This is a genomic window from Planomicrobium sp. CPCC 101110, from assembly GCF_007859395.1.
In the GTDB taxonomy this organism is placed as follows: domain Bacteria; phylum Bacillota; class Bacilli; order Bacillales_A; family Planococcaceae; genus Planococcus.
The window spans coordinates 446,248-467,537 of sequence record NZ_VOHD01000006.1 but is presented as its reverse complement, the minus strand read 5'-3'; the positions used below and the strand labels follow the sequence as shown (position 1 = coordinate 467,537).

21 protein-coding genes are annotated in these 21,290 nt (G+C 49.1%); 20 read left to right on the top strand and 1 reads right to left on the bottom strand.

What is annotated here, in order from left to right; all coding sequences use genetic code 11:
• The first annotated feature begins 47 nt into the window (after positions 1–47).
• The 18 genes from FQV30_RS10190 to FQV30_RS17980 all read left to right on the top strand — a co-directional run bounded on the left by FQV30_RS10190 (position 48) and on the right by FQV30_RS17980 (position 17,719).
• Positions 48–2,606 carry a vitamin B12-dependent ribonucleotide reductase gene (locus FQV30_RS10190; protein WP_146500048.1) on the top strand — a complete coding sequence of 853 codons (2,559 nt, stop codon included), beginning with the start codon at positions 48–50 and terminating at the stop codon, positions 2,604–2,606.
• A gap of 142 nt (positions 2,607–2,748) precedes the next feature.
• Entirely contained in the window at positions 2,749–3,189 is a 441-nt protein-coding gene (gene aroQ / locus FQV30_RS10185; protein ID WP_146500047.1) for a type II 3-dehydroquinate dehydratase, read from the top strand.
• Complete coding sequence (locus FQV30_RS10180; RefSeq protein WP_304608850.1) at positions 3,186–4,253, top strand: M24 family metallopeptidase; 1,068 nt, start codon at positions 3,186–3,188, stop codon at positions 4,251–4,253. Before aroQ ends, FQV30_RS10180 begins: the two co-directional genes overlap by 4 nt.
• Positions 4,254–4,271: 18 nt before the next feature.
• Positions 4,272–4,829 carry an elongation factor P gene (efp, locus tag FQV30_RS10175; protein ID WP_146500045.1) on the top strand — a complete coding sequence of 186 codons (558 nt, stop codon included), beginning with the start codon at positions 4,272–4,274 and terminating at the stop codon, positions 4,827–4,829.
• 125 nt (positions 4,830–4,954) lie between these two features.
• Positions 4,955–5,455, top strand: coding sequence for an acetyl-CoA carboxylase biotin carboxyl carrier protein (gene accB, locus FQV30_RS10170; RefSeq protein WP_146500044.1), 501 nt, complete (start codon positions 4,955–4,957; stop codon positions 5,453–5,455).
• 13 nt (positions 5,456–5,468) lie between these two features.
• Entirely contained in the window at positions 5,469–6,818 is a 1,350-nt protein-coding gene (gene accC / locus FQV30_RS10165; protein WP_146500043.1) for an acetyl-CoA carboxylase biotin carboxylase subunit, read from the top strand.
• A 19-nt stretch (positions 6,819–6,837) separates the two neighbouring features.
• Positions 6,838–7,236: an Asp23/Gls24 family envelope stress response protein gene (locus FQV30_RS10160; RefSeq protein WP_146500042.1), complete on the top strand. Its 399-nt coding sequence runs from the start codon at positions 6,838–6,840 to the stop codon at positions 7,234–7,236.
• Between the two features lie 217 nt (positions 7,237–7,453).
• Positions 7,454–7,843, top strand: a complete 390-nt coding sequence (gene nusB / locus FQV30_RS10155) for a transcription antitermination factor NusB (protein ID WP_146500041.1) — start codon at positions 7,454–7,456, stop codon at positions 7,841–7,843.
• A 15-nt stretch (positions 7,844–7,858) separates the two neighbouring features.
• Complete coding sequence (folD, locus tag FQV30_RS10150; RefSeq protein ID WP_146500040.1) at positions 7,859–8,734, top strand: bifunctional methylenetetrahydrofolate dehydrogenase/methenyltetrahydrofolate cyclohydrolase FolD; 876 nt, start codon at positions 7,859–7,861, stop codon at positions 8,732–8,734.
• A gap of 70 nt (positions 8,735–8,804) precedes the next feature.
• Positions 8,805–10,157: an exodeoxyribonuclease VII large subunit gene (gene xseA, locus FQV30_RS10145; protein WP_146500369.1), complete on the top strand. Its 1,353-nt coding sequence runs from the start codon at positions 8,805–8,807 to the stop codon at positions 10,155–10,157.
• Between the two features lies 1 nt (position 10,158).
• The gene (xseB, locus tag FQV30_RS10140) at positions 10,159–10,395 is read left to right on the top strand and encodes an exodeoxyribonuclease VII small subunit (RefSeq protein WP_146500039.1); all 237 of its coding nucleotides are present in this window, start codon (positions 10,159–10,161) and stop codon (positions 10,393–10,395) included.
• Positions 10,392–11,270: a polyprenyl synthetase family protein gene (locus tag FQV30_RS10135; protein WP_146500038.1), complete on the top strand. Its 879-nt coding sequence runs from the start codon at positions 10,392–10,394 to the stop codon at positions 11,268–11,270. The genes xseB and FQV30_RS10135 overlap by 4 nt, the downstream gene beginning before the upstream one ends.
• Before the next feature lie 92 nt (positions 11,271–11,362).
• Positions 11,363–13,267: a 1-deoxy-D-xylulose-5-phosphate synthase gene (gene dxs / locus FQV30_RS10130; RefSeq protein WP_146500037.1), complete on the top strand. Its 1,905-nt coding sequence runs from the start codon at positions 11,363–11,365 to the stop codon at positions 13,265–13,267.
• Positions 13,264–14,085 carry a TlyA family RNA methyltransferase gene (locus FQV30_RS10125; RefSeq protein ID WP_146500036.1) on the top strand — a complete coding sequence of 274 codons (822 nt, stop codon included), beginning with the start codon at positions 13,264–13,266 and terminating at the stop codon, positions 14,083–14,085. The genes dxs and FQV30_RS10125 overlap by 4 nt, the downstream gene beginning before the upstream one ends.
• Before the next feature lie 97 nt (positions 14,086–14,182).
• On the top strand, positions 14,183–14,632 hold the full coding sequence (ahrC, locus tag FQV30_RS10120) for a transcriptional regulator AhrC/ArgR (RefSeq protein ID WP_106532627.1): 450 nt from the start codon (positions 14,183–14,185) through the stop codon (positions 14,630–14,632).
• Between the two features lie 18 nt (positions 14,633–14,650).
• Positions 14,651–16,348 (top strand): DNA repair protein RecN, encoded by a 1,698-nt coding sequence (gene recN / locus FQV30_RS10115; RefSeq protein ID WP_146500035.1) that lies wholly within the window; start codon positions 14,651–14,653, stop codon positions 16,346–16,348.
• A gap of 34 nt (positions 16,349–16,382) precedes the next feature.
• A complete protein-coding gene (gene spo0A, locus FQV30_RS10110; RefSeq protein ID WP_146500034.1) occupies positions 16,383–17,147 on the top strand; it encodes a sporulation transcription factor Spo0A in 765 nt (254 codons plus the stop codon).
• A 425-nt stretch (positions 17,148–17,572) separates the two neighbouring features.
• Positions 17,573–17,719: a hypothetical protein gene (locus tag FQV30_RS17980; protein ID WP_186725618.1), complete on the top strand. Its 147-nt coding sequence runs from the start codon at positions 17,573–17,575 to the stop codon at positions 17,717–17,719.
• A 101-nt stretch (positions 17,720–17,820) separates the two neighbouring features.
• Here the strand turns inward: FQV30_RS17980 and FQV30_RS10105 are convergent, their stop codons facing one another.
• Positions 17,821–18,054, bottom strand: coding sequence for a DUF2627 domain-containing protein (locus tag FQV30_RS10105; RefSeq protein ID WP_146500033.1), 234 nt, complete (start codon positions 18,052–18,054; stop codon positions 17,821–17,823).
• 124 nt (positions 18,055–18,178) lie between these two features.
• Here FQV30_RS10105 and FQV30_RS10100 point away from each other — a divergent pair, with 124 nt between their 5' ends.
• Together FQV30_RS10100 and yqiS are read left to right on the top strand one after the other, a co-directional pair.
• Positions 18,179–20,224, top strand: a complete 2,046-nt coding sequence (locus tag FQV30_RS10100; protein WP_146500032.1) for a sigma-54 interaction domain-containing protein — start codon at positions 18,179–18,181, stop codon at positions 20,222–20,224.
• Positions 20,225–20,347: 123 nt separating this feature from the next.
• Positions 20,348–21,268 carry a phosphate butyryltransferase gene (gene yqiS, locus FQV30_RS10095; RefSeq protein WP_255473397.1) on the top strand — a complete coding sequence of 307 codons (921 nt, stop codon included), beginning with the start codon at positions 20,348–20,350 and terminating at the stop codon, positions 21,266–21,268.
• The last annotated feature ends 22 nt before the right edge of the window (positions 21,269–21,290 follow it).

The window sequence follows — 21,290 nt, the reverse complement described above, 5'->3', positions numbered from 1 at the left end:
CTATATATAGTGTTTGACTCCATATAACATGAAGGAGGAATTGTCAAATGGTTTCTGTAACAAAATCTGAATACACACTTGATGCCGGTTCTTTGAATGAGGATATCAAATCTTTTCCGCAAGTCCATGCGGTGACACCGGATATGAAAATTACCCATAAAGGGGTTTCGCGTCTGGTCATGATCGACCGGTATTCGTTCAAAGACACGGAAAAAAAGACGTTAAAAGCGGGCGATTTTGTCGTGTTGACAGTAAAGGAAGATCCGAAATTCCCAGCTCGGGGACTAGGCTTCATCGTATCGCTTGATAAAGCAGCGAACAAAGCGCGGGTTTGGATCGAGGAAGACTACAGAAGCGCGATTGACAAACCGGAAGAACAGGAAACCGGCATTGTTTCACGGCCTCTTGATGTGATCGAAAAGCCGATGGAAGTCTATTATGAACAAATTGCCAAACGCAATGCGACGGGCCTTGCTTCTGTGGAAAAAACGCCTGAAAAACGGCAGCATTGGTTCGGGAAATTTTATGAGCAGCTGGTCGGATTGAAATTCATTCCAGCTGGCCGTGTTCTTTATGGAGCGGGTGCGGATACAGACGTTACGTATTTCAACTGCTACGTCATGCCATTTGTTGCGGATTCGCGAGAAGGCATTTCCGATCACCGCAAACAAGTGATGGAAATCATGTCACGCGGCGGCGGTGTCGGGACGAATGGTTCGACGCTTCGTCCGCGCAATACGCTCGCCCGCGGAGTTAACGGAAAATCATCAGGTTCCGTTTCCTGGCTGGACGATATCGCGAAGTTGACGCATTTGGTTGAGCAAGGCGGATCCCGCCGCGGCGCCCAGATGATCATGCTCGCCGACTGGCATCCGGATATTGCGGAATTCATTATTTCCAAAATGCAAAATCCGCGCATTCTTCGGTATCTGATCGAAAACTCCGAAGATGAAACGATCAAGAAGCTGGCGCAGGACAAGCTGAAGTTCAAGCCGCTGACTCAGCAGGAAGATGCCATGTACCAGGGAATCCTCAATTACCGGGCAATTCCCGGGATGGGCGGCTTTAATGCGAAAATCATGCAAGATGCCGAAACGAAATTGCGCGATGGCGGAACTCATTCAGTCCATAATGAAGAGTTTCTGACAGGCGCAAACATCTCAGTCACACTAACAGATGATTTTATGAAGGCGGTCGAGGAAGACGCCGATTTCGAATTGCGCTTTCCGGCAGTCGAATCCTATTCACCGGAAGAAATGGCCATTTACAATGAACAATGGCATGAGGTCGGCGATGTGCGCGAATGGGAAAAAATGGGCCATAGAGTCCGTACGTACCGGACGATGAAAGCGCGCAATTTGTGGAACTTGATCAATGTCTGCGCAACTTATTCAGCTGAACCGGGCATTTTCTTTATCGATAACGCCAATGACAAAACGAATGCAAAGGCATACGGCCAGAAAGTGGTTGCGACCAATCCTTGCGGCGAACAGCCCCTGGCGCCTTACTCGGTCTGCAACTTGGCCGCAGTCAACCTGGCGCAATTCGCCGATGCCAAAACAAAGCAGGTCGATTTTGAAGCGTTGAAAGAAACGGTTCGCGTCGGAGTGCGCATGCAGGACAACGTTATTGACGCAACGCCTTACTTCCTGGAAGAAAACCGCATCCAGGCGCTTGGCGAACGCCGGGTAGGGCTCGGCGTCATGGGCTTGGCAGATTTGCTCATTTATTGCGATAAAGAATACGGCTCGCCGGAAGGCAACCAGTTGGTGGATGAAATCTTCAAAACCATCGCGGCTGCTGCGTATGAAGAATCCACTGAGCTTGCGGTAGAACGCGGCAGCTTCCCGTTCCTGGCTGGCAAGACCGACGAAGAAACAGCGGCGCTCCGCAAAGCCTTTACGGAAACCGGTTTTATGCAGGGCATGCCGGAGCATATCCGCGAAGCGGTGCTCCAAAAAGGGATCCGCAACTCTCATTTGTTGACGGTTGCGCCAACCGGCTCGACAGGAACGATGGTCGGTGTATCGACCGGTCTTGAACCATATTATTCTTTCACGTATTACCGCAGCGGCCGCCTTGGCAAATTCATCGAGGTGAAAGCGGATATTGTCCGTGAATACTTGAAGAACAATCCGGAAGCGGATGAAGAAAACCTGCCGAAAGCATTTGTCACCTCCATGGACTTGGCGCCGGAAGCACATGCGGATGTCCAGTGCATTATCCAGCGCTGGATCGACTCTTCCATTTCGAAAACGGTGAACGCACCTCGCGGCTACACGGTCGAGCAAGTGGAAGGCGTCTATGAGCGCCTATACAAAGGCGGAGCAAAAGGCGGTACGGTTTATGTCGATGGCAGCCGTGATTCTCAGGTCCTTACGCTGAAAGCGGAAGAAAACTCATTTGAAGATGAGCCCAAAGAAGAAGCTTCATCGAAACGGCCAATCGTCCTTATTGATACCATCCAGGATTTGCGCTCAACAAATGTCACGATCGGTTCGGAAGTGGGCGACACATGTCCGGTCTGCCGAAAAGGGACAGTTGAAGAAATGGGCGGCTGCAACACCTGCACCAACTGCAATGCCCAACTGAAATGCGGACTTTGATCCATTCTTTAATGCGCGACGGCCTTGGCCGCCGCGCTTTTTATCTGTTTTGAAAGATAGCCGGCCTGATCTTTTTGTAATAGTTGCTCGATTTTTGTCGTATGATAAAATGAGGAAGTATGTGATTGAAAGGAGTGGCGAAATGCGTGTGTTATGTTTGAATGGCCCCAATTTGAACCGGTTGGGGAAACGGGAAAGGGATGCTTATGGAACGTTCACGCTCGCGGAGCTGGAAACTGAGCTCGCTCAATTCGCGGCAGAACAGAAAATCGAATTGACTTGCCGGCAATCCAACCACGAAGGCGAGCTGATCGATTGGATCCACCAGGCGGGAGACGACGGGCTTGATGGAATCGTCTTGAACGCCGGGGCCTATACCCATACGAGCGTCGCAATACGGGATGCCATTGCAGCGGTCCCTGTGCCGGTTGTTGAAGTACATATCTCCAATGTTTATAAACGGGAAGAATTCCGCCGCCATTCATACATAGCGCCGGTAGCTGCCGGACAAATCACGGGTTTTGGCAAAGACGTTTATAAGCTGGGCTTGCATGCTTTATTACTACGGAATCAGGGAGGATGAATAGATTGAAATTACAGAAGCTACGCACTGAAATGGAAAAGCAGCAGCTTGAGGCCTTGCTGGTGACAAGCCGCTATAATTTGCGTTATGCAACGAACTTTACAGGATCTGCCGGACTGGCGCTTGTCACAAAGGACAAAGCCTGGTTCATCACTGATTTCCGCTATACAGAACAAGCAACAGCGCAAGCTGCGGAATTTGAAGTCGTGCAAGCGAAAACCAGCCTCCTCGAGGAAGTGGCGGAACTCGCAAAAGGACATGGCATCGGAACCATCGCTTTTGAGCAGGAATATATGACATATGCTACATTTGTTCAATACCAGGAAAAACTGGATGCCGAATTGGAGCCGGTCAGTGGACTGGTGGAAAAAATCCGCATGATCAAGACACCCGATGAGGTCGAGATCTTAAAGCAGGCAGCGAAAATTGCCGATGCCGCTTACGAGCATATTTGCGGATTTATCCGTGCCGGCCGCACCGAGCTCGAAGTTTCCAATGAACTTGAATTTTTCATGAGGCAGCAAGGGGCGACTTCCTCTTCGTTTGACATTATTGTGGCTTCAGGCGTGCGTTCTGCATTGCCGCACGGGGTTGCCACGGACAAAGTGATCGAACAAGGCGACATGGTGACCCTCGATTTTGGCGCGCTTTATAACGGTTATATTTCCGATATCACCCGTACGGTTTCAGTTGGCGAGCCTTCCGAACAGCTAAAGGAAATCTATCAGATCGTCCTGGATTCCCAGGTGCTCGGTGTTGAAAAAATCGGCCCGGGCATGACAGGCATCGAAGCAGACGCCATTGCGCGCGATTACATCAAATCAAAAGGCTATGGAGAAGCGTTCGGTCATTCCACAGGCCATGGCATCGGACTTGAAGTGCATGAAGCTCCGGGCCTGTCCTCTAAATCAGAGACGGTCCTTGAACCGGGCATGGCTGTGACCGTGGAACCGGGAATTTATCTGCCAGGAGTTGGCGGAGTGCGCATTGAAGATGATATACTGATAACCGAGTCAGGAAATGTACGATTGACTAACTCCACAAAAGAGCTACGTATTTTATAACAAAACGGAGGAACTTACATGATTTCAGTAAACGATTTTAAAACAGGCGTGACCATTGAGGTGGATAACGGCATTTGGCGCGTTATGGAATTCCAGCACGTAAAACCAGGCAAAGGCGCAGCCTTCGTACGCACGAAATTGCGCAATCTGCGCACCGGCAGCGTTACCGAAAAAACGTTCCGCGCTGGCGAGAAAGTAGCGAAAGCGCAAATCGACAACCGCAAAATGCAATACTTGTATGCAAGCGGCGACGCCCATGCATTTATGGATACAGAAACATACGACCAAATCGAAATTCCAGAAAAAAATATCGAATATGAATTGAAATTCCTTCAGGAGAACATGGAAGTGCAAGTGATTCAATTCCAAGGCGAAGTTCTTGGCGTCGAATTGCCGAATTCGGTGGTCCTTGAAGTGGTGGAAACAGACCCGGGCATCAAAGGCGACACTGCAAGCGGCGGTTCAAAACCGGCTAAGCTGTCGACTGGGCTTGTTGTCCAAGTGCCGTTTTTCATCAATGAAGGCGATAAGCTGATTGTCAACACAACAGATTCATCATACGTTTCTCGCGCGTAATCATGAAAATGGCCTCTGCAACAAGGGGGCCTTTTTTAAATATGGGACAGGCTATTTCAAAAAAAACCAAAAACGTCTAGAATGGAATAGACCAAAATTATATACATAAAGGAGAGTAGGACAATTTGAAAATACAAGAAATACGTGAAATTATTAAATTAGTGGACAGCTCTTCAATCGACGAGTTCACATATGAGTCTGAAGGAACGAAAGTGAAACTGAAAAAGAATGGTGCGATTGTAAACGGCGCATCCGCTGTGCAGCCTGCAGCACCAGCCGCTCCTGCAACTCCTGCACCGGTATCAGCTGTGCCGGCGTCTACTCCAAAAGCGGAAGAGCTGGTATCGGAAGAAGTTCCAGAGCTTCCAGAAAACAACGACAAAAACTTGCATCCGATTCTTTCTCCGATGGTAGGGACTTTCTACCAATCGCCTTCTCCTGAAGAGCCGGCTTATGTCCAGCCCGGCACAAAAGTCAGAGCGGACCAAGTGGTTTGCATTGTCGAAGCCATGAAACTGTTCAATGAAATCGAAGCGGAAGTGGATGGGGAAATTGCTGAAATCCTCGTTAAAGACGGTCAGCTTGTCGAATACGGCCAGCCTCTATTCCTTGTAAAAACCAACTGAGGAGGAGCCGACGATGAAAAAAGTATTAATTGCGAACCGCGGAGAAATCGCTGTCCGGATCATCCGGGCATGTAAAGAAATGGATATAGAGACGGTTGCCGTTTATTCGGAAGCCGATCGTGAAGCTCTCCACGTCCAACTGGCCGATGAGGCTTACTGCATCGGTCCAAAACTTTCAAAAGACAGCTATCTGAACTTTTCCAATATCATCAGTGTGGCAAAATTGACAAATTGCGATGGCATCCATCCGGGCTATGGCTTTTTAGCGGAAAACGCCAGTTTTGCGGAACTTTGCGAAGCGGTAGGCATCATGTTCATCGGACCGACATCAGCCGCCATTTCAAGCATGGGAACAAAAGATGTCGCCCGGGAAACGATGCGGGAAGCCGGCGTTCCTGTCGTTCCAGGTTCGACAGGCATTGTCGCAAATGAAAAAGAAGGCTTGGAAATCGCTGAGCAAATCGGTTTTCCGGTAATCATCAAAGCGACAGCCGGAGGCGGGGGCAAAGGAATACGTGTAGCAAGAACCCGCGAAGACTTTGTCAAAGGCCTTCAAATGACGCAAAAAGAAGCGGCTGCCGCTTTCGGCAATCCTGGCGTTTACATCGAAAAATTCATCGAAGACTTCCGCCACGTTGAAATCCAGGTATTGGCTGATTCGCACGGAAACGCCATCCACCTGGGTGAGCGCGACTGCTCTATTCAGCGCCGGATGCAGAAGCTTGTCGAAGAAGCGCCATCTCCCGCCTTGACCCCTGAAATCCGTGCCCAAATGGGCGATGCGGCTGTGAAAGCGGCGCTTGCGGTCAATTACCGTGGAGCTGGGACTGTAGAGTTCATCTTTGATGTTGCCAATCAGAAATTCTATTTCATGGAAATGAATACCCGCATCCAGGTGGAACATCCGGTAACTGAAATGATTACGGGCATCGACTTGATCCAGCAGCAGTTGAGAGTGGCATCAGGCGAGACGCTTGCGTACAAGCAAGAAGATGTCACATTCAAGGGTTGGTCCATCGAATGCCGGATCAACGCCGAAAACCCTGCAAAGAATTTCATGCCTTCAGCCGGCAGAGTCAATATCTATTTGCCGCCGGGCGGTATGGGAGTGCGCGTCGATTCAGCGATGTATCCAGGCTACAGCATTCCGCCATATTATGATTCCATGGTGGCGAAGCTGATCACTTTCGCGGATACGCGCGAGGAAGCCGTTGCGAAAATGAAGCGCGCGCTTGATGAATTTCTGATTGAAGGGGTGCATACGACCATCCCGTTCCATTCGAAATTGATGGATCATGAAGTGTTCAAATCAGGTGATTTCAACACGAAATTCCTTGAGAAATATGATGTGCTAGGATCCTGACAAGAAAGGAATTGACCAAATGGCTGAAAAAACAGTATCTTATGTGCAAATGAAACCAAAAGGCGCGCAAGATTTGGGAAATATCCAGGTCGCCCCTGAAGTTTTGGAAATTATCGCGAGCATTGCGGCGTCTGATATCGAAGGTGTTGCCAGCATGCGAGGCAATTTCACTTCAGGAGTGGCAGAACGTTTAGGGAAGAAAGTGCACGGCAAAGGCGTGAAAACTGAACTGGCGGGAGATGGTTTGGCCATCGACATTTACTGCGTCGTCAACTATGGCGTGTCGATTCCGCAAACTGCTTTGAAAATCCAGGAACAGGTTCGCCAAACACTTTTGAACATGACTTCGCTCCAAACGCAGGAAGTGAATGTCCACATCACGGGAGTGCAATTTGAAACGCAGCACCCAACCGAATAACGACAAGCTGTCCAAGCTGGCTGTGCGCCGGCTTATTGGGCAGCTTTTTGTTTTCTGTGCCAGATTTTGCTGCATCGCTCCGCTGCTTCGCCGCAAAGAAAACTGTCCGAACGGAGCTTCGGACAGTTTTCTTTTCAGACTATTTCAAACATGGAAGTTCGGAAGGATTACCTGTATAATGAGGGGTAATTAGCCCAAAAAGGAGACCGAAATAGATATGAAACGACATGAAGCAAGAGAAAAGGCGCTCCAAACCTTATTTCAATTAGAAGGAACGGAATTGACAATCGATGAAGCGGTTGAGCATGTGATGGCAGGCGAGCGCGATAATTTTTATGATCTGCTGGTTCAAGGGACCCATTCCAACAAATCGGCGATTGATGAAAAACTGAAAGGCCATCTGGAAAATTGGTCGCTTGAGAGGTTGCCGAAAATTGAGCGGACCATCCTTAGAATGGCTGTGTTTGAATTGAGCTTCATGGAAGATGCGCCGTCCCGGGTCATCATGAACGAAGCGATTGAACTCAGCAAAACGTTCGGCGACGAAAAATCCAGCCGCTTTGTGAATGGTGTCTTGTCAAAGTTTACCGATGAACAAGAAAATTGATTTGGAGGAATAATTGTGACTGCGAAACTCATTGATGGAAAAGCAGTAAGCCAAAAAATTAAAGACCAAGTTCAAGTGCGTGTAGAAAAACTCAAAGCTCAAGGGGTAGTGCCAGGTCTTGCCGTGGTGCTGATCGGAGACAATTCAGCCTCTCATACATATGTGAAAAACAAGCAAAAAACATGCGAAGCGCTTGGTATGCGGTCAGATTTGCTTCAATTTCCGGATGACCTGACCGAAGCGGAGCTGTTGGCAACAATCGATAAGCTGAACAACGACCCTGAAATCCACGGGATATTGGTGCAGTTGCCGCTGCCCGCCCATATCGATGAATTCAGCGTGATTATGGCGATCGATCCACAAAAAGATGTGGACGGCTTCCACCCGGTGTCGGTCGGAAATATGATGATCGGCCGGGAAGCCTTTTTGCCTTGCACCCCTAACGGCATCATCAAGCTGCTAGACCATTACGCAATCGATCCGGCAGGCCAGCATGTTGTCGTTATCGGCAGAAGCAACATCGTCGGCAAACCTGTCGGCCAAATGCTGCTGCAAAAAAATGCAACCGTCACGTATACCCATTCGAAAACGAAGGATTTGGTTTATTACACCAAACAAGCGGACATTCTGATCGTGGCGATCGGGGTTGCGAAATTCCTGACTTCCAAACACATCAAACCCGGTTCTGTTGTAATCGATGTCGGCATGAACCGCGATGAAAACGGCAAATTGTGCGGAGACGTGGATTTTGAAGATGTTGTCGAGAAAGCTTCCTATGTAACACCAGTGCCAGGCGGAGTCGGACCGATGACAATCGCCATGCTGATGGAAAATACGGTCCAATCGGCTGAAAATGGCGTGACAAAAGACAAAAACGGAAGAACCATGTAAAATAAATAGAAAAAGAGCTGTTTTTCGGATGAAAGACAGCTTTTTAATTTCCGAGATAGGGGTTGAAATTTTGTCGACCGACCCATACTTAAGCGTCAAGGCGCTGACGAAATACATAAAAAAGAAATTTGACGCAGATCCCCATCTAAGGGATGTTTACGTTAAAGGCGAACTGTCGAACGTGAAAATCCATACGAGCGGCCATATTTACTTTACATTGAAAGACAACTCTGCGCGGCTTCCGGCCGTCATGTTCGCGGCCAATGCACGAGCGGTCAAGTTCAAGCCAGAAAGCGGAATGACCGTGTTGATCCGCGGAGACGTCACAGTGTATGAGGCATCGGGTCAGTACCAATTGTATGCCCAATCGATGCAGTCGGACGGAATCGGCGACTATTATTTGGCGTTCGAGCAGCTGAAAGAAAAATTGGGCAAAGAAGGTTTGTTCAGTGCGGCGCACAAAAAGAGCTTTCCGCGGTTTCCGAAAAAAATTGCGGTGGTCACAGCCCAAACTGGTGCCGCAGTGCGCGATATTATCATCACTTTGAACCGCCGCTATCCGCTTGCAAAAGTTGTTTTGTATCCGACGCTTGTGCAAGGGACAGGCGCTGCGCCTTCCATCGTCAGGTCGATTCAATCGGCAAACCAATCGGATTTTGATGTCATGATTGTCGGCCGCGGCGGCGGATCGATCGAAGATTTATGGGCATTCAACGAAGAAAGCGTAGCACGCGCCATTTTCGGGTCGCGAATCCCGATAATTTCAGCGATAGGCCATGAAACGGACACGACCATCGCGGATTTCGTTTCGGATTTGAGGGCGGCGACGCCGACAGCTGCAGCAGAGCTGGCAGTGCCCAGCAAGACGGAACTGCTGGACCGCGTATTGGGCTATCGTTCGGGCATGTACCGGACAATCGCCAATACGATTTCCAAAGACAAGGCGGCGCTGGCGCGGTTGACTTCTTCGCTGCCGCTCGCGTATCCGGACCGGTTGTACCGGCCGTTCATTGAGCGGGTCGAGAGGGCGACAGATTCGCTTCAGCGCGAAATTCTCCAGCAGCTGAACCGTTCAAAAGAACGCCATTCCAACTTGGACAACCAACTGCAAAACCGGGTGCCGATAAAGCGCATCAAACAATCCGAAATGGACATCGAGAATTTGTCCCGGCGCTTGGACCAGGGAATGGAGCGCAGCTTGAAAAACAGCGCCCAGCAGCTCGCTTCGGCGATGCGTACATTGGATGCCTTAAGCCCACTCAAGATCATGGACCGCGGCTATTCGATTCCCTATAAAGACGGCGTGGTCGTGAAAAGCATTTCGCAAGTGGAAACAGGCGACCGCATCGCTATATCGATGATGGACGGCACGGTAAATGCCCAAGTGGAAAGCACGATCCCAACGAATAAAGGAGATTCTTAAGATGGCAGAAAAAGAAATCATGTTCAATGAAGCAATGGAACAACTTGAGGAAATTGTTCGCCAGTTGGAGCAAGGCGATGTGCCGCTCGAGCAGGCATTGACGCTTTATCAAAAAGGCATGGAACTTTCCAAAGTGTGCCATGATAAATTGCAGAATGCTGAAAAACAGCTTGTCACAATGATGAATGATGGCAAAGAAATGCCAGTGGACATCGAAAAGGACGGGACATCCAAATGAATTTAAGCCAATTCCGAAAGCATTATGAACCGTTAATCCAAAACGAGATGACTTCATTGATAGCTTCGCTTGCTATTCCGCAGTCGCTGAAAGAAGCGATGAATTATTCCTTGCAGGCAGGGGGCAAACGAATCCGGCCGATTCTGCTGCTGGCTGTCATCGAGGAATTCGGAGTCCAGCACCCCGACGCCTTGAAAGTGGCGGCGGCAATCGAAATGATCCACACATATTCACTGATCCATGACGACCTTCCGAGCATGGATGACGATGATCTAAGGCGCGGTATGCCTACCAATCATGTGGTCTACGGCGAGGCGCTGGCAATCCTCGCGGGCGACGCATTGCTGACATATAGCTTTGGGGTCGTCGCACGCCTGGAGCATGTTTCCAGCGGCGATAAAATCCGCCTGATCGATTTGATGAGCGTTTCTTCAGGGGCTGAAGGCATGGTCGGAGGCCAAGTCCTCGATATTGAAGGGGAAGAGAAAAAACTGACGCTTGAAGAATTGGAACAGGTCCATCGCTTGAAAACCGGCGCCCTTTTGACATACAGTATTTTGGCGGGTGCTATTTTGGCGCAGGCTTCTGCGGAAGAAATTGTGGCGCTTAGCCGTTTTGGCGAACACCTCGGCCTCGCTTTCCAGATACAGGATGATATTCTGGATGTTACCGGCACTTCAGAAGAACTTGGAAAAACGGCCGGAAAAGATGAATCCAGTGAAAAAAGCACGTATCCTAGCCTTTTGACTTTGCCGAAAGCAAAAGAAAAGCTGGAATACCATGCAGCAGAAGCGCTGAAAGCCATCGACTCATTGAACGGGGAACTGTCCTTGCTTCGGGAACTGACAGAATTGATTGTCCAAAGAAAAAACTGATTTGTGAAGCTCCAGTTTGTGCATTCTCCATCTATTGATATAATGAGAACAGGCAATTTACGGAAAAATTTAGAAAAAGGAGAGTGATGGCTATGGATCTTCATACGATTACCAATCCATCTTTCTTAAAAGAGCTGGACAATAAGCAGCTCGTTCGATTAAGTGAAGATATCCGGAGATTTTTAATAGAAAATTTATCAAGAACAGGCGGCCATATCGGTCCGAATCTGGGTGTCGTGGAATTGACGATTGCTTTGCATAAGGTATTTGACAGCCCGGCGGACAAACTGATTTGGGATGTGGGGCACCAATCCTACGTACATAAAATACTGACAGGCAGAGCAGGGCAATTCGACACTTTGCGCCAGTTCAAAGGATTATGCGGATTCCCGAAACGCAATGAAAGCGAGCATGATGTCTGGGAAACCGGCCATAGCTCCACTTCGCTGTCTGCGGCAATGGGCATGGCTGCGGCGCGGGATATCAAAAAAGCCGAAAATCACGTTATTCCGATTATCGGAGACGGGGCTTTGACAGGCGGAATGGCGCTTGAAGCGCTGAATCATATCGGCCATGAGCAGACAAATATGATCGTCATCCTCAATGACAATGAAATGTCGATCGCGCCGAATGTCGGAGCTCTGCACAACGTGCTGGGAAGGCTGCGGACTGCCGGGAAATACAACAAAGCCAAAGACGACTTGGAATATTTGATGAAAAAAATTCCGGCTGTGGGCGGCAAACTTGCCTCAACCGCTGAACGCGTCAAAGACAGCTTGAAGTATTTGCTGGTGTCCGGCGTCTTTTTTGAGGAGCTCGGCTTTACGTATTTGGGGCCGATTGACGGGCATAACCTGGAAGAGCTGGAAGAAAACCTTCGTTATGCGAAAAAGGTGGAAGGGCCTGTCCTTTTGCATGTGCTGACCAAAAAAGGGAAAGGGTTCTTGCCTGCCGAGCAGGATGTGATTGGCACTTGGCACGGAACGGGACCTTATAAAACGGAAACCGGCGATTTGGTGAAATCAGCCACGAAAGCCCCGTCTTGGAGCGGTCTTGTCGCAGAAACAGTAAGAAAACTGGCCCGTACAGACGAGCGTATCGTGGCTATCACTCCGGCCATGCCGGTCGGCTCGAAACTCGAAGGCTTCGCTTCCGAGTTTCCGGAACGCATGTTTGATGTCGGAATCGCAGAGCAGCACGCTACAACGATGGCGGCCGGCCTTGCGACGCAGGACATGAAACCGTTTCTGGCGATATATTCGACGTTTTTACAGCGTGCCTATGACCAGGTGCTCCATGACATTTGCCGCCAGAACTTGAATGTCTTTATCGGAATCGACCGTTCCGGTTTGGTCGGTGCAGACGGGGAGACGCACCAAGGCGTTTTCGATATCGCCTTCTTGCGCCACTTGCCGAACATGGTCATCATGATGCCGAAAGATGAAAACGAAGGGCAGCATATGGTCAAAACGGCAATCGAGTACAACGATGGTCCGATTGCGCTTCGCTACCCGCGTGGAAACGGCTTAGGCGTGCCGATGGACAGCGAATTGCAGGTTTTGCCGATCGGTTCGTGGGAAGTTCTGAAACCGGGCGCTGATGCAGTCATTTTGACGTTCGGCACAACAATTCCGATGGCGCTTCAAGCAGCGGCGGAATTGGAAGAACAAGGCATCAATGCAGAAGTGGTCAATGCCCGCTTCATCAAGCCGATGGACACGGCGATGCTTCATGGCATTTTCGGGCGCGGCGTGCCGGTGGTCACGATTGAAGAAGCGGTACTGCAAGGCGGATTCGGCAGCGCGGTTATGGAATTTGCGCAAGAAGCCGGTCATCAAGATGCGATTATTGACCGTTTGGGAATTCCGGATGAATTTATCGAGCACGGAGACGTGGCCGAATTGATGGACGAAATTCATTTGAATAGCGACGAAGTTGTAAGAAGAGTCCAAAAGCATGTCCAAATCCAGACAAAAGCGGGATTTAAAGTACTATGAGCAAACCGAAAAAAGAGCGCGTGGATGTCTTGTTGGTGGAACGGGGAATCTGTGAGACGCGTGAAAAAGCGAAGCGGGCGATCATGGCCGGCATCATCTATTCGAACGAAGAACGGATGGACCGGCCCGGGGAGAAGATTCCGGAAGATGCGCCGCTTCAAATGAAGGGCAATGACTTGAAATATGTCAGCCGCGGCGGGCTGAAGCTCGAAAAAGCGCTGGCTGAATTCGACTTGTCCGTCGAAGGGAAATTGATGCTTGATATCGGTTCTTCTACGGGCGGTTTTACGGATTGTGCACTTCAAAACGGGGCGAAGCACTGCTATGCGCTTGATGTAGGATACAACCAGCTTGCGTGGAAAATCCGGCAGGACGAGCGTGTGACAGTCATGGAACGCACCAATTTCCGCCATTCCAAACCGGAAGATTTCGAGCAGGGCCTTCCTGAGTTTGCGACTATTGATGTGTCGTTTATTTCGCTGAAAATCATTTTGCCTGTATTGAAAGGGATTCTTGTGCCGGGCGGCGATGTTATCGCCCTCGTAAAGCCCCAATTCGAAGCCGGGCGTGAACATGTCGGCAAGAAAGGCATCGTCCGGGACCCGAAAGTCCATCGCGCTGTTTTATTGAAGGTGGGGCAGTTTGCGGTGGAGGCAGGGTTTCATGTGAAGAACATGTCTTTCTCGCCGATAACCGGCGGCGAAGGCAATATTGAATTCCTGTTTCACTTGCAATCCGCAGGAGAGGATAATGAAATACAGGCAGTAGCGGAAGCGGACGTTGATGATGTGGTAAAAACGGCACACGAAAAGTTGTAAAACGCATCCCTTTTTGGGATGTGTTTTCTTGTTTTTAAGGTGATTTAAAGGTACGATATTAAGGATATAGAATATTTATTCATCCAAGGAGGTCCCGATGAACAAAGGGCAGCGTCATATAAAGATTAGAGATTTGATCTCGAACCAGGAAATCGAAACACAAGACGATTTGGTGGACCTGTTGAAAGCATCAGGTTATGCAGTGACACAAGCGACCGTCTCGCGTGACATAAAAGAGCTTCATCTAGTGAAAGTGCCGCTTCAGGATGGGCGCTATAAATACAGTTTGCCTGCGGACCAGCGGTTCAATCCCATGCAGAAGCTGCACCGGGCACTGACAGACGCATTTGTCAGCATTGACGGAGCAAGCCACTTTTTGGTGATGAAAACGCTGCCGGGGAACGCCCACGCCATAGGATCATTGATCGACCATCTCGGATGGGAAGAGATTTTGGGGACGATCTGTGGAGACGATACATGCTTGATCATTTGCCGGGACACCGAGCACCGGGAAATTTTAAAACAGCGCCTGATTGAGATGCTTTGATAAAGAGGTGACATCATTATGCTGAGGGAATTGGACATTCGCAATTTTGCAATCATCGATGCATTGACCGTCAGTTTCACGGAAGGCTTGACCGTACTGACCGGTGAGACAGGGGCCGGTAAATCGATCATTATCGACGCCGTCCATCTGTTGGCCGGAGGGCGCGGAAGCCAGGAGTTTATCCGCCACGGGTCCAAAAAAGCCGAAATCGAAGGCTTGTTTTCGCTCGACAACGATGAACATCTCGTTTTCCGAAAAATGGAAGAGTTCGGCATTCCGGCAAGCGACGGCGACATTGTGCTGCGGCGCGAATTGAACGATAAAGGGAAAAATGTCTGCCGAATCAATGGCAAGCTGGTGACAATATCCATCTTGCGTGAAATAGGCGGTGTCTTGATCGATATTCATGGTCAGCACGAAACCCAGGAATTGATGGATGAAAAGCAACATTTGCATTTGCTGGACCAGTTTGCGGGGGGAAGCCTGACAAAAGCGCGCGAAAGCTATGCGCATACCTATGACAAATACAGCCGCTTGAAACGCGAATTTGCGTCTTATAATGAAAACGAGCAGCAAATAGCCCAGCGCATCGATCTGCTGACTTTTCAGCTTCGCGAAATCGGGGCGGCAGAGCTGGTTGCGGGCGAAGACGAAGAACTGCTGCAAGAACGCAAAAAGCTCCAGAATTTCAATAAAATCTATGAATCCGTTTCTGCTGCGCATGAAGCGATCCAAGGTGAATCCAAAGGGCTTGACTGGGTGGGTTCGGCGATGTCGGAATTGGAACACGCCGCGTCTGTCGATGAACAGTTCACAAGCCATTCCGAAACGCTGTCCGGCGCTTTTTACCAAATACAAGACGTCGCGGCAGAAATCAAGCGGATTATTGACGATATGGAATTCGACCCTGAGCGGCTAAACGAAATCGAGCAGCGGCTGGCGTTGATCCAATCGTTAAAAAGAAAATACGGGGCCTCGGTGGAAGACATCCTGCTTTACCAGGAAACCCAGGCCGATGAACTGGACAAACTGATGAACCGCGACAAACGGCTCCAGCTTGACCAGGAGAAGTTGAAGGAATTGACCGAAGACCTTCGGATCGAGGCGGAGGAATTGACCATGCTCCGGAAAAAGGCGGCCAAAAAACTGGGCCAAGCCATCATGGAGCAATTGCAGGAGCTGCATATGGGCAAAGCATCTTTTGAAGTGAATTTTGAGCAGCTGCCAAACAATAAATTCGACCGCAATGGACGGGATGCCATTTCATTCTATATATCAACCAACTTGGGCGAACCATTGAAACCGCTGACGAAAGTGGCTTCCGGCGGTGAGCTGTCGCGCATGATGCTGGCGCTGAAAACCATTTTCTCGAAACACCAAGGCGTAACTTCGCTCATTTTTGATGAAGTGGACACAGGAGTCAGTGGGCGTGTTGCCCAGGCAATCGCGGAAAAGATCGCGGCGATCTCCATTCACTCCCAAGTGCTGTGCATTTCCCACTTGCCTCAAGTGGCAGCAATGGCAGACCAGCATTTGTTCATTGAAAAGCGGGTTGAAAACCAGCGGACCATTACAGCTGTCCATGAGCTTGGCGGACGGGAACGCACCGAGGAAATGAGCCGGATGCTATCTGGTGCAGAAATTACGGATTTAACCTTGCAGCACGCGGAAGAGCTTCTGACCCTTGCCCATGACCGCAAACTTACAATGAGATAATCTCGCATCAAACAGTCACCAGGGGGAGAAGTTGATGGACAAAATTAAAATTGCAATTGCGGACGATAATCGTGAATTGGTGGAACTTATCAGCGATTATTTGAGCAGCCAGCCGAATATGGAAGTGGTGGCAATTGCATACAACGGCAAGATGTGCATCGATATGTTGAAGGAGCACCAAGTTGACATTCTGCTGCTCGATGTCATCATGCCGTATCTGGATGGCATTGCTGTGCTTGATGCCATAAAAGAAGACGAAGATTTGAAAGCTATTTCCGTCATCATGCTGTCGGCCTTTGGACAAGAAGCGATCATGAGCCAGGCCGCGGAGTACGGGGCGTCTTATTTCATCATGAAACCTTTTGATGCTGAACGCCTCGCAATGCAGATCAATCATATTATGCAGAACCGGGAAATGCAGGCAGATCCGAAAACCGAGAAAAAGCAGCGGGACGAGCTGATCAACAATTTCATCAAGGAAATTGGCATTCCCCCGCATCTCAAAGGATATGTTTATTTGCAAGAAGCGGTTTCGCTTGTTCTGGATGAACCCGATATGCTGAATAAAGTGACCAAGTCATTATATCCCGGAGTGGCGAAAAAATTCGATACGACACCGCCGCGTGTGGAGCGTTCAATCCGCAACGCCATTGAAATCGCATGGAATAATAATGAGACCGAACAGCTTTCGAAAATATTCGGCTACAACAAAGAGCATCTGGAAGCAAAGCCGCCGAATTCGCAATTTATCGGGATGGTGGCGGAAAGCTTGAAATTCGAATACAACGAACTCATATAATATTTATTTCCAGCCATAAAAATCCTGTCAAACCATCGAGTTTGACAGGATTTTTTTTGAACGAAAGGGATTGCAGGCAATTTAAATGTAATAAAATACTTAAGGAAAATTCGGCAGAAAACAAACAAAAAAGAAACCTGCTAAGAATGGAATTCTGTCTAAAAATCAGGTGCCGGCCTTTGGCGGCAAGCGCTTAGCAGTCAATAAAAAGGTCCAAAGATTTCGCAATCCCAATTGCCATAAGAAGAGATGCAGCCGATTTTTCCTTTCGCGCATTTCAAGTCAAACTTGAAAGGATAGAGTTTCCGTGAAAGTAAATTAGATGTTTTTTTATTGGAAAGGTGCTGTTATTGGAAGCCTGTGGAGTGAAAGCACAACCGGCTTAAGAAATCATGGATGCGGTCAAGGACTGGAAGAAGGCCTGGATGAAGAGGAACAAGCCGCATGCGAAAATGCAAATGACCGCCGTTGCAGAAGAAGAGGCTGCGAATTCAGGGGAGGCGGCAACCGATAGCGCCAACTTTGGATTTCCGGAAAGACGATCAAAGTGGCTCCGGGAACTGCCATTATAAGGGCGAGCCTGGATAACGCTGCATCTGATTGATGGAAGGTTCTTTCTTTGGGAATGGAACCGAACGAAAAAAAGAGTTTCCGCAATGAGGCGGAAACTCTTTTATTTTTGGAATCTCTTTTGGACATTGCCTTTTTTGCGGTCGCGGTTAAGCAGGAAACCTGCAAAAAAACCGATGCCAAGCACAACGAGAATCGTGCCGAGAGTAAATTGGAGCCATAATGCCGGAAAAGGCTCCAGCAGTTTATTGAACAATGTATCGCGCATAAGCTTTATGCCATAAGCAGCCATAATGCCAGGAATAAGCAAGACTATAAATGCTAGAAAACGTCCCATGTTTCCACTCCTTCACCTCTATTGTTTCCAATTCCACCGGAGTTGTCAAGAATTCAATACTGCGGTACGCTTAAGAAAGAATTGCAAAATTTTGCATGTCAAAAAACGGAGGGTGTGAATAGAATTGCAAAACGTACTGATTGTCGGCGGAGGCGTCGGCGGATCTGCCATTTTGAATATGCTTCTGGAATCTGATTTTCTGCATGTCCATGGAGTAGTGGATATCAACTTGAATGCGCCTGCCATCCATACTGCGCAAAAACACGGCATACGCACTGCGGAATTTTTTCATGAGTTCGATAAAACGGCCGTTGATATCGCATTCAATGCAACAGGCAGCGATGAAGTCCAGCGGGAGCTGCAGATGCATTTTCCGAAAAAAACGGTTATCATACCCGGCAGCATCGCAAATGTGCTCGTCAACTTGCTGGACGAAAAAGAGCATTTTATCGCCCGGCTAAGCGAAGAAAGCCATAAGCAGAAAATCATTTTCAATTCCATCGAAGAAGGCATGATCGGAATTAACAAGAACAGCCGCGTCATCTTTTTGAACAAAAGCGCAGCGCGCATGGTGGAAGTGGATGTCGCTTCTTCCATTGGGCTGCACATCCATGAATTGATTTCGATGAGCGAGCTTCCCCGGATCTATGAAAGCGGCCGGACCGAATTGAACAAGGAACTGCAGCTGCAGAACGGTTCGAAAATAGTCACTTCCAGGTTTCCCATGATTGATGAGCACGGGGAAATTATCGGCGCTTTTGCTGTGTTTAAAGATATTACGGAAGTTGTGTCTTTGGCTGAGGAAATCACGGATTTGAAAGAAATTCAAACCATGCTGCAAGCGATCATCCAGTCAAGCGACGATGCCATATCGGTCGTGGATGAAAAAGGGAACGGCCTGCTCGTCAACCCTGCCTACACCCGCATTACCGGGCTGCAGACAGAAGATGTCATCGGGCAGCCAGCATCCGCCGATATTTCCGAAGGGGAGAGCATGCACTTCAAGGCGCTGAAAACCCGCAAGCCGATCCGCGGCGTAAAAATGAAAGTCGGCCCGGCGAACCGGGAAGTGATCGTCAACGTGGCGCCGATCATTGTCGACAACAAATTAAAGGGCAGTGTCGGCGTTATCCATGATACGACCGAAATCCGGACTTTGATGAAAGAGCTGGACCGGGCGCGCAGCATCATCCGGACGCTGGAATCGAAATACACATTTGATGACATTGTCGGCTTGTCTTCCGAGATGCAGCTGTCGCTGCAGCAGGCAAAACTTGCCGCGCAGACATTGGTCACCGTTTTGCTGCGCGGCGAATCGGGGACGGGAAAAGAACTGTTTGCCCATGCCATCCATAGCGCGAGCGACCGGAAATTCAACAAATTCGTCCGTGTGAATTGCGCCGCGCTGTCTGAGGAAATACTGGAGGGCGAGCTTTTTGGCTATGAGGAAGGGGTGGTCCCTTTTGCCAAAAGCGGAGAAAAACGCGGTCTTTTTGAAGAAGCGAACAATGGCAGCATTTTTCTTGATGAAATCGGGGAGCTTTCACCTGCTATCCAAAGCAAGCTGCTGCGAGTTCTGCAGGAGCATGAGACGCTTCGCGTAGGCGGGACAAAGCCGATTCCGGTCAATGTCCGGGTCATTGCGTCGACCAATGCCAATATGGAGAAAGCGCTGCTTGACGGGACATTCCGCGAGGATCTGTACTACCGGCTGAACCGCATGCCCATTCTCATACCGCCGCTGCGGAGCCGCAAGCAGGACATTCCGAGCATAGCCGAACGATTGCTGTTGAAGCTCAACCAGGAGTATGGCCGGAAAGTTGAGGCGATCACCGACAAAGCGCTGCAGCGTTTGCGTGTTTATGATTGGCCGGGAAATGTAAGGGAACTTGAAAACGTCATCAGCCGGTCGATGATTTTCATGCAGATGCATGAACACGTACTGACAGAAGAACATATTCCGTTGAATATGCTGAAAGCGGCGGAAGCGAAAAATGAAGTGGTCGTCGAAGCGTCGGTTCCGCTTCAGGAACAGCTTGATACGGTAGAACGGGCAATTTTGCATCATGCCCTTACACAATTCAAAGGCAATAAATCAAAGACCGCCAAACAACTTGAAATTTCGCTTCGGACATTATATTACAAATTAGAAAAATATGGTTTAAGCTAGCCGTTTTGCAAATTGTTGCACGGTTTTGCAGGAATTTGCAAGGCAGAACGGCTGAAAAGTGAAATAAAACGCTTACATGCCTTATATCTGCAGGTTTTATCTGTTTTAATTAAAAGGAATGAGGTGACAAAAATGACCACATTAACCGATTTGGTAGACAGCATTTCGGAAAACGAAGAAAATTCAGTTGCGGTTGCAGCAGCTGCTGACAGCGCGGTGCTGGAGGCTGTAAGTTTAGCTCTAGGGCATGGATTAGCCAGTTTCCGATTGTATGATGATGAGTCGAAGCTAAAAGCATTGATCCAAAACAGCTTTCCTCATTTGGAATACCATCCGAGAATACAGACATTCCACGTCAAAGGCGCTGCCCAGGCTGCCAAAGAAGCCGTGAAGTCAGTTTACATGAATGAATCCAATGTACTGATGAAAGGCCATATACCGACAGCTGTCCTTTTGAAAGCTGTTTTGAATCCGGATTTCGGCCTGCGCACGGGAAATGTTTTATCCCATGTGGCCGCGTTTGAAATCCAAGGTTTCGATCGATTGATTTTTATTACTGATGCGGGGATGAACATTTCACCGGATCTTCAGCAAAAAGCGCAAATCATTCAAAACGCCGTTCAAATTGCGCGTTCGGTCGGAGTTGATATGCCCATAGTGGCGCCGCTTGCTGCGGTTGAAGTGGTCAACCCGAACATGCAAGCCACGCTCGATGCCGCAGCCCTGACAGCAATGAACCGGCGCGGACAAATTACAGACTGCATCATCGATGGCCCATTGGCGCTCGATAACGCCATTTCGCCCAAGGCTGCCGAACACAAAGGGATACTGGGAGAAACTGCCGGCAAAGCCGATATCCTGCTCGTGCCCAATATTGAATCCGGCAACATCCTGTACAAATCACTGGTATACTTTTCAAACGCAAAAGTGGGCGGCGTCATCGCCGGGGCAAAAGCGCCGATTGTCTTGACATCCCGCGCTGACAGCGCTGACAGCAAATTGTTTTCGCTCGCTTTGGCAATCTGTTCATCAACTATTTCATGAGACCCTTTAGGAGGAACTGACA